We start from the raw sequence: 20532 nt of genomic DNA on the forward strand, positions 1-20532 counted from the left end.
TTACCCCCTCGCCGCCAGGTCGATGCCGAACTGAGCCCCGGTGCCGAAGGCGCCGACGAGGCCGCCGAACCGCTCGCCCCGCGCCCGCGTGCGCAACCCGTTGGCGCGCAGGCGGTACAGGGCGGACTGCATGTCGGAATTTTCGCGGCTGATGGACAGCTCGCTGGCCGCCCGGCGCTTGGCCGTCTGGTTCGCCTGCTGGCCGATGCCGGCCGTGATGTCGATGCCGGCCGCCGCCGTCGCCACCTGGTTCTCGCCGAGGATGCGCAGCAGCTCCTGCTTCATACGGGTTTCCGCCTGGGTGCCCTGCACCTTCTCCTGCCCGGCCTGGATGTCGGCCTGCAGCGCGGCGCTTTCCGATGCCCCGCCCAGCTGACCGAGAATGCCGGCCGCCGTGCCGACGCCCTGCAACACCGAAAGGGCGGTGGAGCCGAACCCGCTCGCCGCGCCCGTCGCAGCACCCGCCGTCGCCGCGGCGGTGCCGCTGGCGCCCAGCCCGAGCGCGCTTCCCACCTGTGCGATTGCGGCCACAGCCAGTTCCATGACGTCTCTCCCTGATAGGATCAGCCTACAGCGCGTATTCCAGCGTCACCGACCGGACGGTCAGGCGGCCCGGTCGCAGTTGCGAGATCGTCAGCTTCGGTTCCATGGAAAAACCGGTGAGCCCGCGCACGGTGATCGTGTCGGTGACGCCCTGCTGCAGCTCCGGCACATCGGCCGTCAGGCCGAACCGGAGCAACGGCACATCGCGCAGCGGCCCGTCGTTTGCGGCGACGGCCAGGCTCGTGCTGTCGACGACGGAAATATGCGCCGAGTGCAGGCGCGCGCGGCGCTTGAGCACCACGTTAGGGCCCACGTCGCGCGGCGGCGGCAGCGTGCGCACCAGCGGCGCCGTCCAGGTGCCGGCATAGCCGCCGGAAACCTCGAACGGCAGCGTCACGCTGCCCGAGAGCGGCGTGAAGGGGCCGAGCACATGCCCGTCGGCGACGATCCAGATTTCCCGGCCGTTGAACCGCGACAGGCCAGTGATCGTGGCCGAGGCCGGCTCCAGCGTGAAAGCCGTCGCCTCGTCGAGCAGCAGAGCGTCTTCCAGCCGCTCCAGCCGCCGCCCGTCCGGACGGTCGGTCAGGAACATCAACTCGTTGCGACCGTTGACGGCCGTGGCGATGAACTCCGCCGCGCCCGAGGTCAGCCGGCCGAAGGCCATGATGTCCTGTTCGCGCAGGACGGTGGCGATCCGGGCGCGGCCGTCGTCCTGCACCATCGACTGGATGTTGCCGGACGTCGACTGCACCGCCCGGCGCACCGCCAGGTCGCGCACGCTGTCCACCAGGTGCGGCGCCAGCAGGCTCACGTCGCGCGACACGAAGTTGCCTTCCACGTCGGTGAAGCGGGCCTCGCCGATCACGCTTCCGGTCGCGGAAACGTAGTTCAGCGCGCCTTCGTTCTTGACCACCGGCACGCCCGGACGCACGCCGCGCTCGCCGAACGCCACATGGTTCGGCGGTTCCGATTGGGACAGCGCCCGCTCGGCGATCCAGTATTCCGCCTTGTTGGTGAAGATGGTCAGGTTGCGGCTGTCGGTGATCCGCTCGATGGCTTCGCCGCCGTCCGTGTCCATCGGCACCAGCGCGGGGCCGGCCGCGCCGACGAACCGCACGTCGAAGGAGAAATAATCCGCTTGGCGCGAGAACATCCAGGCATTCGGCAGGCCCTTGAAGCCGCCGACGATCAGGCGCTGATTGTAGAACGTGCCGCAACGCGGCCAGCCGCGATCGGCGGAGATGACGTCCTCGCCCGGCGAGACGCCGACCGTCGTCTTGCTGGCGAGGATCGCGGCATCCGCCTTGTTGATCACGGTGCCGGACAGCGCCCAGCCGTCGCCTTCGTTGCCCGCGCCGGTGAACTCCACGTCGATCTTGGTGCCGCCCGCGCCGCCGCTCACCGAGGTGACGGTGATGCCGGCCGAGACGTTGGGCAGATCCTCGATGGCGGCCTCGATCAGCCCGGCCAGCACGGTCATGTCGCTGTCGTAGGTGATCGAGGCGCTTTCCTGCTGGCTGACGGTCAGGTTGAAGATCGATGTGCCCGTGGACAGGCCGACGAATTCCAGCCGCCACTTTGCCGGCACGCCGTTCGTGTAGTCGCCGCCGCCGATCGGGCCGCCATAGTCGTAGGACGGCACGCCGACATAGGGCAGGTTGTCGACGCTCCAGCTCGTCGGGCCGGCATGCTTGATGCGCTTGGACTGCAGATCCGGGTGAAACAGCAGCATCGTGTCCAGCCGCTGCGCATCGGTCACCGCCGGCAGCATGCCGGCCGTCAGCCCGCTGATCGTGAAATCCGTCAGCTTGGCGGTGGCCGACCAGGCCGCGGCCTCGCCGGGGCGCAGGACGATGTCGTAGACGCTGCCGTCCGATGCCATGAACGGGAACAGCCGCGCGGCATCGGCCGCCACGCCGCCGACATCGCGCAAGCCGCCGCGCCAGCGAAACCCGCCCTGCGGGATCGAGACCACATTTTCCATGTGGTCGGCGCCGGTGGTGAAATACTTGAGATTGGTCCGCTCGTGCAGCAGCTTGTCGAGCTCGCCGGCGGTGAAGGCGCTTTGCAGGCGACCGGGACGGGCGACCATGGATCAGCCTCTCCAGGCGCGGGTGAGCGGGTTGTCGTCCCAGCCGGGACGGCGCGGCGGCGTCGACAGCGCATTCGTGGTGATTGCCGCGCGCATCTCGCCGCCCCGCTTCGCCTCCGTTGGCGTGCCGTAGGCGCGGGTGTGCAGGACTTCGTGCAGGTTGCGGTCGCTGGCGACCGACAGGGCGAACGAGGCTCCCACAGAGGTGATCGTCGCGGCGCGAAACGTCGCGGTCCAACGGTGCGGTTCGGGCCGGAACTGGCAAAACGCCCACAGCGCCGGAGCATCGGAATGGACCTGACCGTTGATCTGGGCAAAGCGCCAGAACCGGCGGTCCGGGTCGGTCGGATCGTCGGTGAGCCATAGCGGCGGGCTGAGCAGCGGTCCCGGCACGTTGAACACGGTGGCGAAGCCGGATGCCGGCGCCGGGCCGTCGACAGCCGACAGCTGGCGCAGCTCGTGCGCGAAGGAGAAGGGCTCCAGCCCCAGATTGAAATCCACCACCGCCTCGTAAAGCAGCGAGGCGGACTGCCCGCCGATCACTTCGTCGTCGAGATCCTGCAGCGGCTCGGCGCCGATCAGGGCGAACGCCGAATTGACGATGTCGAGATGCGTAAGCAGCGCCATGACAACTCCCCGTCGATGGACGCCGCGGCGGACCGAGAACCGCCGCGGCCCCTTTCAGCCGCAAGCCTCAGGAGGCGGCGAGCAGGCCGGAAGCGACGAGCGCGGCGTGGATCGCCGCAATGTCCGCCGTGTTGCGGTCGACCGCCCGCGCCAGAGAGGCAAAGTTGCTGCGGATCGCGGCAACGTCGGTGGCGTAGGTCGTGCCGTCGGCCAGGGCCGCGATCGTATCGGCCGGGGTGCCGGCGGAATTGTCCGTCAGATCGGCCCCGGTGAGGGTGACCGCCGTCTGGTCGCCGCTGACGGCGGCGGTGTCGCGCGAGATCGTCACCGTCGAGGAGGAGACGGCGTTGAAGACGTACATGCGCACCGTCGGCGTGGTCGCCTTGGCCATCGTGGCGATGAGCACGTCGCCGACCTTCAGCCGCTCGTTGAGCGACAGGAAATAGTCGGACGTCTCGACCTGAGCCGCCGTGTCGTCGGTGACATAGGCGTGCAGCGCACGGTTCGAGCCGGCGACCGAGGCGTTGGTGGTGCCGATGTGATCGAGGGTCCGGAAGCCGGACTTGGTGAGTGCCATTGCAGGAGCTCCTTGGCTCGTGGCGGGAGGGATGCCGGCGGCCTGGCCGCCGGCGCCGATGTCGTCAGACGATGGCGATGGCGCCGTCGCTGGCGGTGCGGAACCGCTTCACGCCCTTGCCCTCCTGCAGGAGGGTGGCGGCGCCCTTCGCTTCCATGTTGATCGACCACCAGTCGTACTCGTTGTGCCACTGCTCGCGCATGGCGAGGTCGGTGTGAGTGGCCCAGCCGACGGCGGACTTGTGCCAGATGAACAGGTCCTGCTTGTTCGCCTCCGGCACCGGATAGAGGTCCTGCGCGTCCTCTTCCTCGAAGAGGAACCAGTTGACGCCGTTCCAGAACCGGGTGTCGGTCGCCTTGACGAAGGGCAGGTCCGGCCCGACATGTTCGGCCGAGTTCACCACCTTGTTGGCGAGCAGCTGGTTCCATTGCAAGGCGGGGAGGCCGCAATAGACGTTGCCGTCCCACGGCACCTTGTCCTGCTGCAGCGCCTTGCAGAGCGTCATGGCGTTGGCGGCATTGAAGGCGGCGGACGAGAAGTCGAGGCCCGTCACCGAGGTGACGCCGGCCGCCATCTTCTCGTAGATCTCGATATCGGTAGCGCGGCCGAGGGCCATTGCACCGCTCTCGTAGACGACTTCGCGTTCGTCGATCGACATGCGGTCGAGGTCCCACTCCTCGACCGTGTCGAAGCACTTCCAGGTGATCAGATCGACGGAGAACTTCTTGCGCTGCGCGTTCGACGGGATGTTCTTCTGGTTGCGATCCTTCTTGTGAGCCTTGGACTTGCCGGCCAGGTAGAAGATCGCCTTCTCGGAGCCCTCGAAGCGAACGGGCTGGGAGACGGTCGGACGCAGGCGGTTGCCGCGCTCCTGGTAGATGTGCATGGCGCGGGCCGGATACTGCGTCCGGAACCACTCGGGTGCCTGTGCGGTCATGACAACCTCGATGTTGACGAAAGGGGAAACACCGGGGCCGGAGAGGCCGCAGGCCGCGCGCGGGTCCGCTGCCAGGGCGGAGAGGCCGCGCGCGCCGCAGGTCCGCTCGGTGCGCAAGGCCATCCTCGCGCTTTGCCGCTTGGGTAAACCGGGCAACAAAAAACCCCGGCGGGTGGCCGGGGTCTCTTGTGGTCTCGCGGGTGGGCTGCTTACCGCTTCGGGCGGTTCGTCGCCTCGTCGTAGCGCCGCCGCAGATCCTCGTCGAAGCGCTTGTTCGGATCCGGATGGTTCCGGTTGCGCGGATCGATCTTCGGATCGGCGTGCAGCTTCTTCACGTCCTCGTCGGTAAGCTCGCCCTGGGTGACGCTTTCGCCGGCGATGCGGATGCCGTTCTCCGCCAGGCGGCCCGACAGCCCGCGCAGCAGGAAGTTGCCGGCCGCCGTGTCGGTCAGCGTCAGGAGCAGCGCCTCGACATCGGTTTTCATGGCCTCGGGCACGCCCTTGAGCTGCTTGGCCAGCCCCTTGGCGAAACCGTCAGCCTCCACCAGCGCATTCTGCGCACTCTTGGCGTCGAAACCGCCTGCCGTCGAGAAGGACTTGATTTCGGCGGCGGCATCGTAGGGAGCGCCCAACAGCCCGCCGTCCACCAGCGGCCCATAGACGCCCGAGACGAACTTCTGCAGCTGCTCGTTCGACAGCCCGGCCTCCTTCGCCGCCTGCCGTGCGTTGGTCCAGACCGGGTTGTTTTCCAGGTCGCGGAAATACGGCGCCAGCTTCTCGTCCGGCTGGAACGTGTAGCCGTCGACCGTGTCCGGAGCCTTCGGCGCGGTCGACAGCTTTTCGCGCAGGCCCTCGGCACGCCGGCTGACGTCCGTATAGGCCGGCAGCATCTTGGCGATCGTCTCATCCGGAGTGGAGCCGACGAACTCGGCCGGCAGTCCCTCCGGGGGCGTCCAGGCACCAGCGCCCGCAGGCGGCGTTTTGCCGTCGCCGCCGCCGGGCTCGCCGCCCGCCCCCGCTCCAGACCCCGCTCCGGCCGCGCCGGCCAGACCGCCGCCACCGCCACCACCGGCCCCGCCGGCGCCATCCGGCGCCCGGCAGGGCGCAAACCGCTGCAAGTCGAAGAAGGTCATGTCACGTCTCTCGGTTTTGTGGGTTCGCCCTGGCCTTTCGCGATCTGCCGGGCGATTTCATGCGCGACGCTGTTCTGTCCTTCGCGAAAAGCGCCGTAAACGGCCATGGACTGGATATCCAGGCCAAGGCTCGAGAAAAACACGGTGCGCCGCAGCGTCGTGTCGAACAGCGCTTCCAGCGCCTTGAGACCGCCGGGCGTCCTGGCGAAGTCGGCCCAGGCGCGGGCGATGGCCTCCGCGTCTTCCTGCGCCCTTTCCTGCTCCAGCTTGAGGGCGGCGGCGACCTTCTCATCCAGCTGCTGGAACCAGTCCCAGCCGCCGTTCCGCGCCCCGGAAACCACGTCCTGAAAGCTCATCGGGTTCATGCAGACGCTCCTGTGAGTGCGGCGGCCCCGGCGGCCGCCAGAGCCTTGGCCTCGTCCTCCGCTTTCAGCTTCTCGCGCTCGTCGGTGGTCACGATGAACTCTTGCGGAACGCCGAGATCCCGGCCTATGGCGGCGAGCGCATCCTCGATCTTGGCGACATACCGGGCCATCTGCGGCGCGCCGGCCGCCCCGGCCATCGCCACCACCATCTGCAGCCACTGGACGATCTTCTCGACGCGCTGCGCCTCGCGGGCGATGGCGAGCGGCGACTTCACGCGCACCCGCACAAGCAGCTGGTCGATGGGGATTTCCGTCGCGATCAGGCCCTTGTTGTAGGCGATCTCCAGCGCGCGCTTGACGGCCGGAATGACCACCTCCTTGACCAGTCGGCCATAGGCGCCGAGGTGATCGGAGGCGAGCCGCTTGACGCGCTCCAGGATCTCCGTTGCCGAGCGCACGGCGGCGCCGTCTGCCGGCAGGGACTGGTCCATCATCGTCGCCTTGACGCCCATGCGCATCTCGTTCAGCACCAGATTGCTGAGATCGAGACGCGGATCGGGGAACCGGGAGACGGAGGGGCCGAGCGGTCCGCCGTTGCGCGCCACCTTCCAGAACACGCCCGGCTCGTTCGGCGCGAGATCGGGGTTGAACACGCCGTCGTCGACGGCGGTGTAGATGCCGAGCATGGCGATGGCCGCCGCCTGCAGCTGCAAGCGCGCCGCCGTGTTCAGGGTCTTGATGGTTGGCATGGCCAGCATGACCGGCCCCCGGCCATAGGTCTCGCCGGGCACGCGGAAATAGCGCGGGATCAGCCAGGGGCAGGTGCGGCTTTCGCTTTCGAAAAGCGCGGTCTCCTGCTTGTCGCACCAGACGATCATCCGCCAGCGGCGCCGGTTGCCGCCTTCCCAGATCGTATCCGTGTGGACCTCGATCTTGTGTTCCGGCTTGTCCTTCAGCAGCTTTTCGAGATCGGCGCCGAATTTCGCTTCCGGCCAGGTCTCGCGCAGGACCCGGACGCTCATCTTGCGGTCCCAGAACACGGCCGAGATCCGGTTCGCCGGCCCGTTTTCGATCAACAGCTCCTCGATGGGCACCGAGATCGGATCCCAGAGGCGTTCGGGCTCGTCTGCCGGCGCCGGATTGAGCAGCATCGCCCCGGTGCCGGCCGACAGGTCGAGCGCCATCTCGTGAAAGGCCATGTCCCAGTCGCCATCATCGAAGAAGGCTTGCAGCACGCCCGAGATATCGGCCAGTTCGGTGGCCATCGTGTCGCGTTCGCCCTTGTCCCGGATGATCGGCCCCGGCTCCAGCGCGAAATTCTCCTGCCCCGTCGGCCAGAGATCCTGTTGCACCTTGCCCGCGAAGCGGAATGCGCTGTCGATGGCCGTGTGATCGAACACCTGGTCGACGCGCTTTTCGCCCTGCCCGGTCTTGCGCGTCGTCTTGCGGAAGGGGATGGCATACTGGTAGGCCTCGTCGAGAAGGTGCTGGATCGCATCTTTCTCGCGCCGCGCATCGTTGCGCCGGGCCTTGAGGCGGGGTGTCAGGCCGATGTCGGCCGCCGATGTCTCCATGTCAGCCCAGCGTTTCCTGGCCGGAGCCCGACAGGAAGGTCAGAAGCTGCCCGCCCTGGCGGCGCCGGCCGCCGGGCGTGGAACTGCCCTGGTCGGCTTCCGCCTGCTGCGCGGCAAGCTGTGCCAGCGAACGCCGCTGGTTTGCGGCGGCCTGCTGCGCGGCAAGCTTTTCGCCGCGATTTCCTCCAAGGCCTAGGGCTTCCATCGCCACCACTCCCATTCAGGACGCGCCGCGACGGGCGCATGGAACGAAAAGCCTGCCGCGCGCGCGAAACGCGCGCCGGTCCGGGACCGGCAGCAGGCGACGATTTCACCGTAAGCAGCCGCAGAAAGCGTCAACCGCACCGCGCGGGCGATGGCCAGCATGTGCGGGCGGGCATCGGCGGAAAAGTTGAACCAGGCCTCGTAGCCGGCATCCTCGACGGGATAGAGCCCGCAGATTGCCAGGCGCCGGCCATCGAGGGACAGCGCCCAGGTCGGCCCGCTCGCCCACATGTGCCGAAGGATGCCCCACTGCACGCGCGTCATGGCGCCGCCGAGGGCGGCAAGGTCGAGGAGATCGGCCGGCGCCTTGATGTCGAGCCCCGTCATCGCCCGACCTTGTGCACGTCGAAGCCGCCACGGCCGCCGCCGGGCGCATGTCGGGCCCTCCCCCATGGCCCGCCGCCCTGCCCCTTGCCCGGCAGGCCCGCCGCCGCGCGCATTGCCGCCGTCCGGCCGCGCACGCCGAGGATCAGGTATTGCAGCGCGTCGACGATGTCCGCCCAGGGGTGCGTTTTTTCGGGCGTTTCCTCGTATTCGGTCGAGGCGCGCTCGTTCCGCCGCTTATAGCGGTACTTGCCCTCCATCCCCTCGACCAGCAGCGGGCAACGCCGCTGGCAAATGAGCAGCGTCGTGCCCGCCTCGAGATATCCGCGCAGCTCGGCCTTCACCGCGTCGAGCCGCAGACCCAGCTCGTTCGATCCGTTGCCGGGAATGAGCGTCGGCAGGCCGCAGATCAGCGCGATCGTCTCCATGGCGGCCAGCTGGCCGCCCTCGCGGTCCGCACCGTATTCCGCCGCCGGGTCGACAAAGAGCCGGACATTGCGGGCGCCGGCATAACGGTCCTGCAGGCGCTGGTTCAGGGCCTCGCCGAAGCGCGCGGCGCCGACGCCGTGCCCCAGATACAGCTCGTCGATTGCGGCGATGCGCCCCGGCGCCTGCACCTGGCCGAAAACGGCGGCCGGGTTCAGCGTGTTCATGGAAATATCGATCCCGACCAGCAGATCGTCCGACGAGCTGAACCCGATCTCGCGCAAGGAGACGTGAACCCGGCGGTTGAAGGTCTCGAAAACCGGCTTGCCGGCCCGCGAGTAGCCGAATTCGTTGTCCACCATGCGCCGGATGAAGGCCTCGTCCTGGTTCCGCACGATCCGGTCGTAATAATCCGGCTCCAGGTTGAAGCGGTTTTCGGCGTCCGGCGACCGGCCCGAGGGCTGCTGGTGAAAGGCCCGGTCCGGGCCGCGCTTCACGACGAGGACCTTGTAGGTCCAGTTGTCGAGCGTCGGCGCGTTCATGTCGCCGATGACGAATTTCAGCCGCCGGGCGTCCGGATCGAGCAGCAGATCCTTTTTCGGATAGCGGCCGACGCGCTGCTCCGCGTCGTCGAGGGCACCTTCCGCGTGCGTGTCCAGCTCATTGAGCCACACACCCGAATATTCGCGGCCCTTCATCAGCGTTTCGATGTCGCTGTCGTTCAAGCCGGCGAATTCGGTGATCGCCTCGATGCGCACCCCGTCCCGTCCGATGAACCGGAGGGTGTGCGTCACGGGCCTGTCGTTACCGCCGGCCCAGCTGGAGCCGGGGAACCCCTTCGGGAACCACTGTTTCCAGCTTTCCAGCACCGTCTTTTCGGCCGAGCGGAACGTGTCGCGCAGCACGAGCCAGCGGCACATGCGCGTTGGGCGGCCGTCCTCGGGATGGCGCGCGATCGGCGCCAGCGTGGCCGCATAGATCCGCTTGAAGGCGCAGGCGGTGGTTTTGCCGCCGCCCAGCGGCCCCATGATGATGACCGTGGGCGTCTCGTCGAGGATGAACAGCTGCGCCACCGGGCCGGGCGGCACGTAGCCGAACGGGTCGAAGTCGCCCGCCAGGTCGTATTTGAGCGCCAGGCGCCGGATTTCCTCCTCACCGACGCGCCGGAACTCCTTGGCGCCGACAAGATCGCTGACATGCTCGCTCATGCCGCCACCTCGCTGGCTTCCCCGACCCTTGAACCCGCGAGAAAGGCCGCGCGGTGCCGCCCGATCCCCGACCCCAGGCTTCGCAAGGAAGTCCGGCCGATGGAAAATCCGGACCCGGTTTCCGAAAATCGCCATCGGCGTGCGTGGCGAAGCCCCTGGGGGGGTACCCGCCCCCCCCTTCCGGGGACCCCCGGCCCGCCCGCCGGCCTGCCTGCCCCCCCCACCAGGTGCACCGGCCTGCCGCCCTGGGCCATGGCCTGGAGGGATGCCGGAAATGGCCTGTCCCCCTCCGGATCGGACATTCGGCCACCCTGATTTCGTATCAGGGGAGCCGCGCCGAATTCGAACGCGATATCAACGCTCTGCCGTCTCGTGAGACTTTCTCGCGCCATGTCTCACGCCTCCCCGTCGTCGCTGTCGTTGATTTCCTTGGCTTTTTCGCCCTCGGGCGCACCGAGCTGCTGGCCCACCGACAGCGCCCGCTGGCCCGCGATCGCGCGGCCCGCGTCGAGCTGGTTGGTGCCCAGGTTGACCACCAGCATGGGCAGTCGCTCGTCGATCACCTCCAGCTGGACCGGCTTCTTGCCGTGCAGGTAGGGCGCCAGCTGGCTCGCCACCGTGTGCTGCTCGCGCACGATGTCCCACAGCGTCGGGCAGTGCGGCCGCTTGTCCTTCCCGCGCCCTGTCCCGAGCTGCTCGTGCTGCGAGAACCACGCCTGCAACGCCACCGGATCGACCGTGAGGAACCGGGCCATTGCCGTCAGCGGGTCCGTGAAGCCCTTCTCCCGGTACCAGGCCTCGAAATCCGCCGTCTTGCGGTTCAGCGAGCCCTTCGGCCGGCCGCGCGGCCGCCTCGCCTCGGCCCGCTCGGCCTGGTCGGGCCGCTGCGCGGCCAGCGCCGCGCCCGCATCGGCGAACCAGTCACCCCCCTCGTCGTCGTCTTCGAAACTGCCGTTTTCCGCCATTCCATCCGGCTCCGGATTATTTTAATCGGGACCGGCGGGCGCAGCTGTCTAGGTGCTGTCTAGGTGACTGTCTAGGAAATTCATCAATCAATTCAATTCACTAACTACAATTTAGACACATTAGACAGTTTAGACACATATCCCCTTACACGGGCGCGCGTGTGCGCGTGTATGCGTATCCCTACGCTGTCTAAACTGTCTAACCCGTCTATCGATTGATTTTTGTCTGTCGTATCAAGGGCTTGTAGCCTGCCCCGTCCTAGACAGCCGCTAGACGCTCCAGACAGTCTCGTCTGCCCGCCATCGGCCATGACCCGACGATAGGAGCCCGCCAGACCGGTCAACCGGTCCTTTCCTTGATCCCCAACGGGTCGGGGTGCGGGATTGAGCGCAAAAATTCGACATCGCCGACCATAAAAATAAGCGTTGCGCTTATTTTGCATTGACACGACTAAGTGTGACGCTTATAAATAGCACTATCAGCAGCGGGCGATGCCCCAACAGGAGACGCACCTATGACCAAGATCACCAACCAGCACGGCGCAGAGTTCGACATGGATGCGGTCGCCAACCTGATGGACGACGACATCCGCGAGGCTCTGCACTCTCAGGGCTTCGACAGCGATCAGGCCTTCTTCGAAGCCTATTGCCGCGCCCATGCGGAGCTGTACGGCGAGGAGTTCACCTTCGCCACACGCAACCCGCAGGCCTGACCAATGACCCCCGTCGATCTCCGCGAGATCCGCAGCAAGCTCGGCCTCAATCAGGCCGGGCTTGCCGCCGTTCTCGGCCGGCACCCGCAGACGATCTCAAAGTGGGAGCGCGGCGCCGAGCCCATCCCCGAGACAGGCGAGCTGCGCCTCGCCCTGGCCGCCCTGCTGGCCGGCCTGGAGCCCGTCTCCTGATCCATCTTCACCATGTCAAAGAACCCGCCGGGCGCGCGCAATCGCCCGCCCGACGCACTGCAGCTCAGGCCCGTTCTTGGCGCTGGAAAGTCCTGAAATCGCTCAGGGAAATGAACATGCAGCGGCGCTGGTGGCCGGCTACGCTGTAGCGGTTTTCGAGCTTGACCGAGCCGTCCGGCTTACTGCCGACGACAAAACCCTTGGCCACCACCGGTTCCGGCCCGCGCCGCAGCGCCCAGGACCAGCTGCCACTGCCGCCGCGATGGCCGTAGGGCGTGTTCTCCAGCATCCGGCCCAGCACCTTGGACTGGTTCGGGATGGCCAGCGCGTAGGACTGGCCGAGCGTCCCCTTGGGCATCAGGCCGACATCGGCAGCGGCCAGGATCGAGCGCGCCTCGGTCTCCTCCATCAAGCTAAGTTCCAGCTTCTCCAGCACCTGCGCCGGGCTCAGCTTGACCCCGTGGTTGTAGTTGTCGATCGTCGTCGTGAGGATGTGATCCAGGCAGTCCAGCCAGGCCGGCTTCTTGTCGCCCAGCTCCGGCACCGCATCGGCCGCAAGCTGCTCGCCCCACCAGTCCAGCGTCTCGAACGGCAGGCCGAGCGCATCCATGCCCTCGTCGCCGAGAAGCAGGTGCCCGCAGGCCAGGAACGTGCCGAAGGTCGATTGCCCGCGATTGTCGTGCCCCGCCTCGCGCAGCACGGCGCGATACTGCTCGTAGATATCGGGCAGCCGGCTCCACCCGTCCGCCACCCGGCGCAACAGGCGCGGGCCGACGCTTTCCGGGTCCTTCAGCTGCGGCACCTTGCCGTCGCGGCTTTTCAGCGGGCCGAGCTGCAGCACGGCCAGGCGCGACATCGAGGCCGGCGGGATCGGCGGCGGATTGATCCCGGAGAAGGCAAAGCTCGACCGCGCCTGAAACTCGACGCCCTTGTGATCGGCGCCGCCGCGGATACGCACGCTGCCGCTCGCCGCATCGCGGGCCATCTTGATGATCTTCTGGCTTTGCTCGATGCCGTCGTCGCCCTCCATCTCGTCGATGCCGATGGGCACGCTGTCGTGCCCGACCAGCTGATACAGGCCGGCCTCGCTGGCATTGGTGGTGGAAACCATCGACCGGCCGAGCACGATCTTGTGCAGCTTCATCAGCTCGGACTTGCCGGCACCGGCATCGCCCACGGTGAAGATGGACGGGCGCCAGTCGAGCGCGGCGCCCATCATGGCGACCCCGTACCAGCCCAGCTGGATCATGCAGTCGACGTCGCCGCGCTCGAAATTCCAGCTGCGCAGCGCGCGGAACAGCTCCGGCGCCGGGTTGTCGCCGTCCACCGGGTGCGGCCATGGCACGATCCCGGCCGGCCGCCTCACGTAGAAATGCTGCCCCACCTCGCCCGTGTCGCGCAATTTCCCGTCGAGCCACAGATATTCGCCGCAATGCAGCAGCAGCCGGCCGTCGTCGGTGCGCCAGGCGCCGCGCCCGCGCACCAGGTCGGACATGGACCACGGCCCGCGCTCGCGGCAGGCGGCGAAGAGATCGCGGCGCACCTCCTCGCTCTTGAACCCGGCGATGGCGCCCTTCTTGTCGTAGGACGGCCAGGCCCAGCACAGGAAGTCCTCGGCACCGGCGAACAGGATCTGCAGCCGCTCCACGCCCATGGCCTTGCCGCCGGTGTTGAACACCTGGCCGCGGGTGTCGACGAAGAAGAATTGCTCACCGTCATAGCCGAGCGGCTTCACCGGCGCGTCGGCGGGAATGTAGCCGGTCTCGTCCGTCTCGCCCGCCTTGCGCCACTGGCCGGGCTCGATCCCGGCGCGCGCCATGCTGGAGCGGGCGCCCTTGCGCTCCGCCTGCACTTCCAGCTTCTCGCGCGCCGCGCCGGTGACGGCCGCCACCTTGCGCTTGCCGCCCTCGGCCACCTTGCGCGCCGCATCCTCCTTCAACCCGGCCTCGGCACGCGCGGCAGCAGCCGCCACCCATTCCGGCGAGCCCTTTTTCCTTTCCTGTGGATAACTTCCGGTTTCTTTTTCGCTCATCGCCCCAGGCCGCCGTCAGGTTGACTTTTGACATGTCAATTTCGCCGACATCAGCCGGATGCAGGCGCCTTGCCGCGCGGCTTCTGCCGGTTCGGCACCTTGGGCAGTCCCTTGGGCTGGTCCTTCGCCGCGGGCTTCGGCGCCGCCTTTCCGGCGCTGAGCGTTGCCGCCCGCGCCGGCTTTGCCGCTTCCCGCTCGGCGGCCTCGGCCGCCTCGCGCGCGGCGATCTCGGCCTTGCGCTGCAGCTCCCGCTCGGCCTCCTGCGCCTGGTCGAACCGCGCCATGCCGGCGACCGCCTCGGCCGCCCAGGGCTCCATCTCGCCCAGCGACCCGACCGGCTCGAAGATCGTGTCCTCGATGGCCGGCGCCGGGTTCGGCGGCGGCAGGCTGGCGCGCCGCTCGGCCTCGATCTGGCGGATGGCGAGCCGCTGGCGCAGCTCGCGCAACGTGACGGCGAACAGGTCGAGCGCAAAGCGCCGCTCCTCCGGCACGGCGGCCCAGGGCGCAAGGCCGCCCAGCCGCTCGTGCAGCCAGCGCCACACGGTCTCGCCCTTCTCCACGCCATGGGCGATGACGAAGGCGCCGGTCTCTTCCACCAGCTGCTGCAGCGCGGCCTCGTCGGCGCAGGCGGGCATGAAGTGGCTGCCCTCCCCCTCGCTCAGCAGCGCATGGAGCTCAGCTGCCGCCACGAAGGCGACACGGGTGGCATAGCTGTCCACGTCGATCTCGGTGATGTTCATTCACTCGCTCCTCAGCACGTCGTTGACGTCCTTGCCCCAGCTGGCCGGCATGGCCACCGGCTCCACCGGCTTGTCGAACCGGCGCATCCGCGCCAGCGCCTTGTCGAAGGTCGCCGCCGCCTGGGGGTTGTCCCAATCGTTGTCCCGAAACAGCAGGTAGCCGCTGGCCGCCGCGTGGTCGTAGAGCGACAGGTAGCCGGACAGGCTGCCGGCCGCCGACATGCGCAGCTCGCCGTCCGCCCAGGCGGCCGACAGACCGTCCTCGATGCCTTCGGTGATGCCCTCGATGCCGCTCACGCCCGCCTCGGCCGCCTGCTCCATGCCGAGGCCGCTCGGCCCCAGCGTGAGGCGGATGCGCAGGCCCTGCGTTTCCGGGAACATCATCTTCGCCTTTGCCACATCGTCACCGAACGGTATGGCCTGCGCCTTGTCGCGCCCGTCCGGGGCAAGGAAGGTGTAATGGCAGGCGCCGATGCGCCCCGCCCTGTCGACCATGGCGCCGATCATCGCGGGAAAGCGGGGCGCCTCGCCGCAGCGCTTGCCGTCGGCATCGCGCGGCGCGCCCAGCCAGTATTCGCAAGAGGGATGGAACCGCAGCGCATTGCCGACATTCGGCACGTCGCGCAGCTCGATGCCGCGCGCCTCGCGCAGGTAGGTCTCGACCAGCGTTCCCCGCCAGTCCTGGCAGGAAAAGAACATCTTCCGCGCCCGCGCGCGCATCGCCTCGCGCCGCTGTTCCTCCGCCGCCTCCACTGCCACCCGCCGCGTCCGCGCCTCGGCCGCCATCCGCTCGCGCGTGGCCTCGTCGAGCCGCGACAGATTGAACCGATCCTCGATCCAGGCGACCGCATCCACCCGGCTTTGCGAGGTGACGGCGCCGCTCTGCACCGCCGCCACCAGGTCGATCACGTCGCCCTTGTCGCCGGACACGAAATCCGTCCAGCCACCGCGCCGCGCGCCGGACAGCCAGATGACGGTCTGCGAGGCCTTGGCCCGCGCGCGCCACGGCCAGACGACGTTCCACAGCCCGCCGCGCTTGTGGCGCGCGGCCGCGCCCGAGCCGAACAGCTCGGGGATCAACGTCTCCAGGTGGTCCAGGGCCACCTGCTTGGCGATGGCGAAGCGGGATGTCATGCGCGCCGCCTGCTCTTGGGGCGGCGGCGGATCTCGGCGGCCGAATAGATCCGCGAGCGCCACTTCTCCTTGGCCAGCACGGTGATGACCATGCCGTTGTTGCACAGGCACACATGCCCCTTGCAGCGCACCCGCGCCGCGCCCTGGCGCAGGGCGAACAGCAGCTCCGGCGGCAGGATCTTCCGCCGCAGGTCCTCGATGTCGATGCCGGTTTCCGCCTGGAAGGCGGCGAGCACCTGCGCGGGCGCGGCCGTGCGCCCCTCGCCGCCGCCGGCCAGCCGCTGGAACGGCCGCAGGTCGACATGCATCACCCGCGCGAGGTAGCGCAGCACGGCATGTTGCGTGACCGGGTAGCGGGCGGGTGCGGTCACAGCAAACCGCCTTGCTCTTGGCTGTTCGAGGCGGGCCGCATCCATTTGGCGGGAGCAGGAACAATCGAAGCGTCACCCGGCGACCACCGGAAGTAGCCGAGCGCACCGACCGCAGGGACGAACGGGACCGCCCGGGCACTTTCCAGGACAAGCCCGCGGGGTCCAAAAAACCACGGGCTCTCGTGCTGCTTCACGACATCGACGACATCGACGACATCGACGACACCGATGATGCCACCTCGTAGGAGCTCCGCAGGAGGCGGGCATTCCACCCCGATGGACGCCATGAAATCGGCAGCGTCTTCATACTCGCTTCGGGTCATGCCCTTGGCAGCATGGACGCACACCCGGCCGCGCATGAGCAGGCCGCGATTTATGGCTTGCCACGAGCGATTTTCGATATCCTTGCCGGCATGGATAATTGCCCATGCCCACGGTTGCCGGACGGAAAGTGCAAGATCCGGGAGCTGCATCCCCTCACCTCCCCCAATCGGCACTGTAGGGATTGCGCAGGCCGGCGCGGCCGGGCTGCCCTTGGTCTCGGCAAGGGCGGCGTTCGCCTCGTCGAGGATCTGGCCCAGGCTGATCGCATGCACCTTGGACGCTTCACCGCCCGGCTCCGGCACGCGGAACAGCGCGTCTTCGGACACGCCGGCATTTTGAGCGAGGCAGGCCAGCACGGAGGCCGAGCGCGCCAGCGCCAGCTGCAGCAGCCGCACCTGCCGCTCGTGCAGATAGGCCTGCCCCGGCTCATCCGGCCGGCTGTCGAACACGCCCTGCACATAGGGTTTGCCGGACGGGTAGGACGTTCCGGCGCCGCGCCCCTTGGCACGGATCCACATCGGCAATTCGGTCATGGGCAGGCTCATCGCTTCACTCCTCCGGAAACAGCTGCAGCTCGATCGCGTCGAAGGCCGCCTCGATCGCCGGCTCCATCACCCGGCGCGCCTCCACCTGGGCGACGGCCTTGGACACGTACTGCTTGGACACGCCGAGCACCCGGGCGGCCGAGGCCCCCGGCACACCGGCCGAATTGACAAGAAGATGGATGGCCCCGGCATGGCGCAGCGCGCGCGGCACCGCCGACACCTCGACGAGGGCGCGGATGCCGGTGAGCGCCAGCTTCGCGCCCTTCTCCAGCGGCGTCAGCGGGGTCATGACAGCCACCCGCACACCAGCGCGAAAAGGCTTTGCGCCGGGCCGACGACGAACATGCCGTAGATCATCCAGAACACATGGGCGTTCTTCGCCTGCCGCTCCTGCGCCTTGCGCAGCGGCATCATGGCCAGCGCCGCGCGGCGCATTGCCTCGGCCTCCTGCAAAGCGGCGCCCGCCGCCTTGCCCAGATCGACGGCGCGTTGATCGCGCTCCAGCACGTCGATCAGGCCCTGGCAGTAGGCTTTCGACATGTCGAGCGTGAGCCTCTGTCCTTCCGGGCAGAGGGAAAGGTGAAGGCGCAGTCTCCTGGCCTGCTCGGCCGGGTCGAAGCGGGCGAACGCAGTCAGGGCCATCGCTCAGCCCTCCCGTGCGCTGCGCAGGGCGCGGCCGGCGGCAGGGTCCCAGACCGGCTTCGGCAGGTCGATGAACAGCGCCTTCTGGTTGCCGCGAAAGTCGGCGACGGAATGGCCGACCGCCATGGTCGCCATCTCGACCTCGGCCCAGCTGTCCACCGGCGGCAGAAACAGCCGATAGACCCCGCCGCCCTTGGCCTTGCCCACTTCCTGCAGCTCGAACCGCCCGTCGCTCGCCGGCACGATGGCCAGCCGGTGGCGGTTGCCGCCCTTGCCGATGCGCACAGAGAACCGCCAGTGCGTTGCCCGCAGCTTCTCCAGCACCTCCTTGCGGATCAGCACCGTGGCGCGCCAGGCGCCGCCACGCCCCTGTTTCAGCGAGAAGCGCACGGGAGCCGTCGCGGCGGCCGCCTTGGGCGCGGGCTGCAGATCGTCCCATTCGTCGGTGTTCAGGTTCATGATCCCAGCGCCTCCTGTTCGGCCGCGCGCTCGCGCTCGATGGCGCGAAGGGCAAAGCGCAGCGCCTTGATGTCGCGTGCGAAGGCCCGCCCTTCCGAGCGGATCCGGCACAGGCGGCGCAGGCGCACGCCCGAGCGGGCGGCAAGATCTTCGAGGGAGACGCCCAGCCGCTGCCGCCGCCGCTCCAGGCGGGCGATGGCCTGTTGCTGGTCGGGCCGGTACGGGCCGCGCTGTCGCAGGTCTGACATGGGTCGCCTCGTGAGGTGAGAAGTCGGGCGCCGGACACGAGACACACCGGCGGATAAGCGAACAAAGGACGGGGCGGCGTTCCAGGCTTCGATGTTTCGAGCTGCGGAAGTCAGCGCATGGGCTTTCACTTCACCGCAACGAACGCCGCCCCGAGGGCTTAGAAGTCCGGATCGCCGTCGCAGCGGCTGACCACCATGTCCGAGCGCAAGGTGGCGGCCGTCACCGGAACAGCGACGGCCTTCCATTCCGGCTCCGGCGCCGGAATGACCGTCTGGGCCTCCAGCACGACAAAGGCTGCCTTGTGCAGCCGCGACAGCCGGTAGGCCTCGGCGCAGGCCGCCTGGTAGGTCGAGTGGCGGAAGCTCGTCCTATCGCTGCCGAAGCCGTCATGCCGGATCACCATCCAAAACCGGATGACGATTTGGGTGTCACTCTCCATCTCACTTCCCTTCCTTGCGATGCCGCGAGCGGCAGTTGCGATACTTCATCGGCAGCGGCTTGCCCTGCTGCGCCTTCAGCCGCTCCCGATTGAGGGCGCGCATCTCAGCCTTGTGCGCGGCGCGCTGTGCCGAGGGCGGCTTCGCCGGCACGCGGAACCCCTTTCCCCCGGTCATTTCCGCGAAGTGGTTCAGCCGGAAATCGATGTTCCCGGCCGGGCAGCCGAGCCGATAATCCGTGCCGAGTTTCGGGCGGATGATCTTCCGCCATGAGGGAAAGAGGCTCATTCGCCGGTCTCCTGGTTGGGGTTTGCCGGCGGGTGCAGGCCGCGCACGGCCGCCTCCACCGCGATCAGCGCGGCGCCGAGAACCATCGGCGTGCGCGCATGGGTGATGTGCCGCGGGCTGCCGGCCAGCACCTGCTCGGCCAGCTCCAGCGCCTGCGGCAGGGTGAAGGGCCCGGCCCGCACGTCGGGGGCATCGCGCCCGCCGCCGGTCTCCAGAACGACGATCTCGCCGTCGTCCGTCTCGGCGATGTGGCGCTGGCGGCTCGCCTGCCCGTGCAGGGCCAGCGTGGCGATCTGGGTGCAGCCGACGGGCTCGCGCTTTTTGCGGGTCATGGCTCCGCTCCGGCGCGCGCCGCGTTCTCGCGCTCCGCCTCGTCCAGCACCTGTTCACAGACCGTGCGGACGGTGTTACGAGGGCTGATCTTCCGCTTCAGCCCCTTGGTGATCGTGCTTTCGGAAAGGCCTGCGCGCCGGCTCAGCTCGGCGCGGGAAATGCCGGCGGCAAGGCGTCGGCGTTCGATGTCATGCCAGCTCGTCACAGCATGTCCTCCTTTGCATATGTGAAAAAATGTGATTTGCTTCACGGAGTCAAGGGGACATTCACCGGATTTGTATTGGAGTACCGCTGAGGCATGCTCGCCCTTGTGGAAAACACTCGGCGAAAACAGTTGGCCTGGATCGAGGCGATCCTCGAACACAAGGGCTGGAACAGATCGCGGCTTGCGAAAGAGGCCGGCGTCGATCCCTCGACGCTGTCCAAATTCCTGGCCGACCCGCTGAACAAGGCTCAGCTCCAGACCAACTCGATCGAGAAGATCGCCGACGCCAGCGGCTTTCGCCCGTATCTCACGCACCCGCCGGTCCGTCCGGCCGGCCTTACCGACATCGAGGCCGAGCCCTTCGACGATGCCGCCGCCACTACGGTGGTTGACGTTGCGGTCTCCGCGATGAAGGCGGGGCGCAACGGGCTCGATCCGTGGGTGATGCGGTCGCGCGCGCTGGAGCACGAGGGCTATCTGCCCGGCGACATATTGATGGTCGATCTCAACATGCAGCCCCGTTCGGGCGATGCCGTCTGCGCCCAGGTCTATGACCGCCAGGGCAAGGCGGAAACTATCATGCGGATCTACGAACACCCCTTCCTCATCGCCGCTTCGTCCGATCCGGCGGCCCGCCGCCCGCTCCTGGTGGACGATGAAAAGGTGATAATTCGCGGCGTGATCGTCGCGTCTTTCCGTCCGCGCCGGGCCGCCTAAGTCCAGAATTCTCCACCGATTTTTCACTTATCGTGATTTTTCGCCATATCCTTTTCACGACTTTTCACGTGAATTTTGTTGACGCGATGTGAATTTCTTCACATCCTCGCTCGTGT

The 20532-nt window shown here is 68.0% G+C and carries 28 protein-coding genes; 3 read left to right on the top strand and 25 right to left on the bottom strand.

Features of this window, described 5'->3' with window-relative positions; genetic code table 11:
- The 12 genes from GH266_RS04960 to GH266_RS05015 form a co-directional block, all read right to left on the bottom strand.
- Nucleotides 1–543, bottom strand: a complete 543-nt coding sequence (locus GH266_RS04960; RefSeq protein WP_158192906.1) for a hypothetical protein — start codon at nucleotides 541–543, stop codon at nucleotides 1–3.
- A gap of 25 nt (nucleotides 544–568) precedes the next feature.
- Nucleotides 569–2635 carry a phage tail protein gene (locus tag GH266_RS04965; protein ID WP_158192907.1) on the bottom strand — a complete coding sequence of 689 codons (2067 nt, stop codon included), beginning with the start codon at nucleotides 2633–2635 and terminating at the stop codon, nucleotides 569–571.
- Nucleotides 2636–2638: 3 nt separating this feature from the next.
- Complete coding sequence (locus GH266_RS04970) at nucleotides 2639–3262, bottom strand: hypothetical protein (protein ID WP_158192908.1); 624 nt, start codon at nucleotides 3260–3262, stop codon at nucleotides 2639–2641.
- Nucleotides 3263–3329: 67 nt separating this feature from the next.
- Complete coding sequence (locus GH266_RS04975) at nucleotides 3330–3839, bottom strand: hypothetical protein (protein ID WP_158192909.1); 510 nt, start codon at nucleotides 3837–3839, stop codon at nucleotides 3330–3332.
- A gap of 64 nt (nucleotides 3840–3903) precedes the next feature.
- Nucleotides 3904–4899, bottom strand: a complete 996-nt coding sequence (locus tag GH266_RS04980; protein ID WP_158192910.1) for a phage capsid protein — start codon at nucleotides 4897–4899, stop codon at nucleotides 3904–3906.
- An 86-nt stretch (nucleotides 4900–4985) separates the two neighbouring features.
- Nucleotides 4986–5909, bottom strand: coding sequence for a hypothetical protein (locus tag GH266_RS04985; protein WP_158192911.1), 924 nt, complete (start codon nucleotides 5907–5909; stop codon nucleotides 4986–4988).
- Complete coding sequence (locus GH266_RS04990; protein WP_158192912.1) at nucleotides 5906–6274, bottom strand: hypothetical protein; 369 nt, start codon at nucleotides 6272–6274, stop codon at nucleotides 5906–5908. Before GH266_RS04990 ends, GH266_RS04985 begins: the two co-directional genes overlap by 4 nt.
- The gene (locus GH266_RS04995; RefSeq protein ID WP_158192913.1) at nucleotides 6271–7848 is read right to left on the bottom strand and encodes a portal protein; all 1578 of its coding nucleotides are present in this window, start codon (nucleotides 7846–7848) and stop codon (nucleotides 6271–6273) included. The genes GH266_RS04990 and GH266_RS04995 overlap by 4 nt, the downstream gene beginning before the upstream one ends.
- Nucleotide 7849: 1 nt before the next feature.
- A complete protein-coding gene (locus tag GH266_RS05000) occupies nucleotides 7850–8053 on the bottom strand; it encodes a hypothetical protein (protein WP_158192914.1) in 204 nt (67 codons plus the stop codon).
- The gene (locus GH266_RS05005) at nucleotides 8041–8439 is read right to left on the bottom strand and encodes a hypothetical protein (protein ID WP_158192915.1); all 399 of its coding nucleotides are present in this window, start codon (nucleotides 8437–8439) and stop codon (nucleotides 8041–8043) included. The genes GH266_RS05000 and GH266_RS05005 overlap by 13 nt, the downstream gene beginning before the upstream one ends.
- A complete protein-coding gene (locus tag GH266_RS05010; protein ID WP_158192916.1) occupies nucleotides 8436–10070 on the bottom strand; it encodes a type VI secretion system membrane subunit TssM in 1635 nt (544 codons plus the stop codon). The genes GH266_RS05005 and GH266_RS05010 overlap by 4 nt, the downstream gene beginning before the upstream one ends.
- Nucleotides 10071–10465: 395 nt before the next feature.
- Nucleotides 10466–11035 carry a hypothetical protein gene (locus tag GH266_RS05015; protein ID WP_158192917.1) on the bottom strand — a complete coding sequence of 190 codons (570 nt, stop codon included), beginning with the start codon at nucleotides 11033–11035 and terminating at the stop codon, nucleotides 10466–10468.
- 515 nt (nucleotides 11036–11550) lie between these two features.
- Between GH266_RS05015 and GH266_RS05020 the strand changes: the two genes are divergently transcribed.
- Nucleotides 11551–11748, top strand: coding sequence for a hypothetical protein (locus GH266_RS05020; protein WP_158192918.1), 198 nt, complete (start codon nucleotides 11551–11553; stop codon nucleotides 11746–11748).
- A gap of 3 nt (nucleotides 11749–11751) precedes the next feature.
- Entirely contained in the window at nucleotides 11752–11940 is a 189-nt protein-coding gene (locus GH266_RS05025) for a helix-turn-helix domain-containing protein (protein WP_158192919.1), read from the top strand.
- 64 nt (nucleotides 11941–12004) lie between these two features.
- Here GH266_RS05025 and GH266_RS05030 read toward each other — a convergent pair whose 3' ends face one another.
- The 13 genes from GH266_RS05030 to GH266_RS05090 form a co-directional block, all read right to left on the bottom strand.
- Nucleotides 12005–13972 (bottom strand): hypothetical protein, encoded by a 1968-nt coding sequence (locus GH266_RS05030; RefSeq protein ID WP_158192920.1) that lies wholly within the window; start codon nucleotides 13970–13972, stop codon nucleotides 12005–12007.
- A gap of 50 nt (nucleotides 13973–14022) precedes the next feature.
- On the bottom strand, nucleotides 14023–14712 hold the full coding sequence (locus tag GH266_RS05035; RefSeq protein WP_158192921.1) for a hypothetical protein: 690 nt from the start codon (nucleotides 14710–14712) through the stop codon (nucleotides 14023–14025).
- Nucleotides 14713–15846, bottom strand: coding sequence for a DUF7146 domain-containing protein (locus GH266_RS05040; RefSeq protein WP_158192922.1), 1134 nt, complete (start codon nucleotides 15844–15846; stop codon nucleotides 14713–14715).
- Entirely contained in the window at nucleotides 15843–16217 is a 375-nt protein-coding gene (locus GH266_RS05045) for a hypothetical protein (RefSeq protein ID WP_158192923.1), read from the bottom strand. Before GH266_RS05045 ends, GH266_RS05040 begins: the two co-directional genes overlap by 4 nt.
- Complete coding sequence (locus GH266_RS23435) at nucleotides 16214–17086, bottom strand: ASCH domain-containing protein (protein ID WP_199270444.1); 873 nt, start codon at nucleotides 17084–17086, stop codon at nucleotides 16214–16216. The genes GH266_RS05045 and GH266_RS23435 overlap by 4 nt, the downstream gene beginning before the upstream one ends.
- Before the next feature lie 4 nt (nucleotides 17087–17090).
- A complete protein-coding gene (locus GH266_RS05055; protein WP_158192924.1) occupies nucleotides 17091–17375 on the bottom strand; it encodes a hypothetical protein in 285 nt (94 codons plus the stop codon).
- Entirely contained in the window at nucleotides 17372–17728 is a 357-nt protein-coding gene (locus GH266_RS05060) for a hypothetical protein (protein ID WP_158192925.1), read from the bottom strand. The genes GH266_RS05055 and GH266_RS05060 overlap by 4 nt, the downstream gene beginning before the upstream one ends.
- A gap of 3 nt (nucleotides 17729–17731) precedes the next feature.
- Entirely contained in the window at nucleotides 17732–18187 is a 456-nt protein-coding gene (locus tag GH266_RS05065; RefSeq protein ID WP_158192926.1) for a hypothetical protein, read from the bottom strand.
- On the bottom strand, nucleotides 18184–18435 hold the full coding sequence (locus GH266_RS05070) for a hypothetical protein (RefSeq protein ID WP_158192927.1): 252 nt from the start codon (nucleotides 18433–18435) through the stop codon (nucleotides 18184–18186). The genes GH266_RS05065 and GH266_RS05070 overlap by 4 nt, the downstream gene beginning before the upstream one ends.
- Before the next feature lie 158 nt (nucleotides 18436–18593).
- Nucleotides 18594–18875: a hypothetical protein gene (locus GH266_RS05075; protein WP_158192928.1), complete on the bottom strand. Its 282-nt coding sequence runs from the start codon at nucleotides 18873–18875 to the stop codon at nucleotides 18594–18596.
- Nucleotide 18876: 1 nt separating this feature from the next.
- Nucleotides 18877–19161, bottom strand: a complete 285-nt coding sequence (locus tag GH266_RS05080) for a hypothetical protein (protein WP_158192929.1) — start codon at nucleotides 19159–19161, stop codon at nucleotides 18877–18879.
- Nucleotides 19158–19493 (bottom strand): hypothetical protein, encoded by a 336-nt coding sequence (locus GH266_RS05085; protein ID WP_158192930.1) that lies wholly within the window; start codon nucleotides 19491–19493, stop codon nucleotides 19158–19160. Before GH266_RS05085 ends, GH266_RS05080 begins: the two co-directional genes overlap by 4 nt.
- Nucleotides 19490–19699 (bottom strand): helix-turn-helix domain-containing protein, encoded by a 210-nt coding sequence (locus tag GH266_RS05090; RefSeq protein WP_158192931.1) that lies wholly within the window; start codon nucleotides 19697–19699, stop codon nucleotides 19490–19492. Before GH266_RS05090 ends, GH266_RS05085 begins: the two co-directional genes overlap by 4 nt.
- Nucleotides 19700–19828: 129 nt before the next feature.
- Between GH266_RS05090 and GH266_RS05095 the strand changes: the two genes are divergently transcribed.
- A complete protein-coding gene (locus GH266_RS05095; protein ID WP_158192932.1) occupies nucleotides 19829–20416 on the top strand; it encodes a helix-turn-helix domain-containing protein in 588 nt (195 codons plus the stop codon).
- The last annotated feature ends 116 nt before the right edge of the window (nucleotides 20417–20532 follow it).

Origin of the sequence: Stappia indica, assembly GCF_009789575.1 — a bacterium.
Lineage (GTDB): Bacteria > Pseudomonadota > Alphaproteobacteria > Rhizobiales > Stappiaceae > Stappia > Stappia indica_A.

Coding starts and splice junctions, on each gene's coding strand:
- GH266_RS04960 (WP_158192906.1), bottom strand. CDS start 543: ATGGAACTGGCTGTGGCCGCAATCGCACAGGTGGGAAGCGCGCTCGGG.
- GH266_RS04965 (WP_158192907.1), bottom strand. CDS start 2,635: ATGGTCGCCCGTCCCGGTCGCCTGCAAAGCGCCTTCACCGCCGGCGAG.
- GH266_RS04970 (WP_158192908.1), bottom strand. CDS start 3,262: ATGGCGCTGCTTACGCATCTCGACATCGTCAATTCGGCGTTCGCCCTG.
- GH266_RS04975 (WP_158192909.1), bottom strand. CDS start 3,839: ATGGCACTCACCAAGTCCGGCTTCCGGACCCTCGATCACATCGGCACC.
- GH266_RS04980 (WP_158192910.1), bottom strand. CDS start 4,899: ATGGCCTTGCGCACCGAGCGGACCTGCGGCGCGCGCGGCCTCTCCGCC.
- GH266_RS04985 (WP_158192911.1), bottom strand. CDS start 5,909: ATGACCTTCTTCGACTTGCAGCGGTTTGCGCCCTGCCGGGCGCCGGAT.
- GH266_RS04990 (WP_158192912.1), bottom strand. CDS start 6,274: ATGAACCCGATGAGCTTTCAGGACGTGGTTTCCGGGGCGCGGAACGGC.
- GH266_RS04995 (WP_158192913.1), bottom strand. CDS start 7,848: ATGGAGACATCGGCGGCCGACATCGGCCTGACACCCCGCCTCAAGGCC.
- GH266_RS05000 (WP_158192914.1), bottom strand. CDS start 8,053: ATGGAAGCCCTAGGCCTTGGAGGAAATCGCGGCGAAAAGCTTGCCGCG.
- GH266_RS05005 (WP_158192915.1), bottom strand. CDS start 8,439: ATGACGGGGCTCGACATCAAGGCGCCGGCCGATCTCCTCGACCTTGCC.
- GH266_RS05010 (WP_158192916.1), bottom strand. CDS start 10,070: ATGAGCGAGCATGTCAGCGATCTTGTCGGCGCCAAGGAGTTCCGGCGC.
- GH266_RS05015 (WP_158192917.1), bottom strand. CDS start 11,035: ATGGCGGAAAACGGCAGTTTCGAAGACGACGACGAGGGGGGTGACTGG.
- GH266_RS05020 (WP_158192918.1), top strand. CDS start 11,551: ATGACCAAGATCACCAACCAGCACGGCGCAGAGTTCGACATGGATGCG.
- GH266_RS05025 (WP_158192919.1), top strand. CDS start 11,752: ATGACCCCCGTCGATCTCCGCGAGATCCGCAGCAAGCTCGGCCTCAAT.
- GH266_RS05030 (WP_158192920.1), bottom strand. CDS start 13,972: ATGAGCGAAAAAGAAACCGGAAGTTATCCACAGGAAAGGAAAAAGGGC.
- GH266_RS05035 (WP_158192921.1), bottom strand. CDS start 14,712: ATGAACATCACCGAGATCGACGTGGACAGCTATGCCACCCGTGTCGCC.
- GH266_RS05040 (WP_158192922.1), bottom strand. CDS start 15,846: ATGACATCCCGCTTCGCCATCGCCAAGCAGGTGGCCCTGGACCACCTG.
- GH266_RS23435 (WP_199270444.1), bottom strand. CDS start 17,086: ATGAGCCTGCCCATGACCGAATTGCCGATGTGGATCCGTGCCAAGGGG.
- GH266_RS05055 (WP_158192924.1), bottom strand. CDS start 17,375: ATGACCCCGCTGACGCCGCTGGAGAAGGGCGCGAAGCTGGCGCTCACC.
- GH266_RS05060 (WP_158192925.1), bottom strand. CDS start 17,728: ATGGCCCTGACTGCGTTCGCCCGCTTCGACCCGGCCGAGCAGGCCAGG.
- GH266_RS05065 (WP_158192926.1), bottom strand. CDS start 18,187: ATGAACCTGAACACCGACGAATGGGACGATCTGCAGCCCGCGCCCAAG.
- GH266_RS05070 (WP_158192927.1), bottom strand. CDS start 18,435: ATGTCAGACCTGCGACAGCGCGGCCCGTACCGGCCCGACCAGCAACAG.
- GH266_RS05075 (WP_158192928.1), bottom strand. CDS start 18,875: ATGGAGAGTGACACCCAAATCGTCATCCGGTTTTGGATGGTGATCCGG.
- GH266_RS05080 (WP_158192929.1), bottom strand. CDS start 19,161: ATGAGCCTCTTTCCCTCATGGCGGAAGATCATCCGCCCGAAACTCGGC.
- GH266_RS05085 (WP_158192930.1), bottom strand. CDS start 19,493: ATGACCCGCAAAAAGCGCGAGCCCGTCGGCTGCACCCAGATCGCCACG.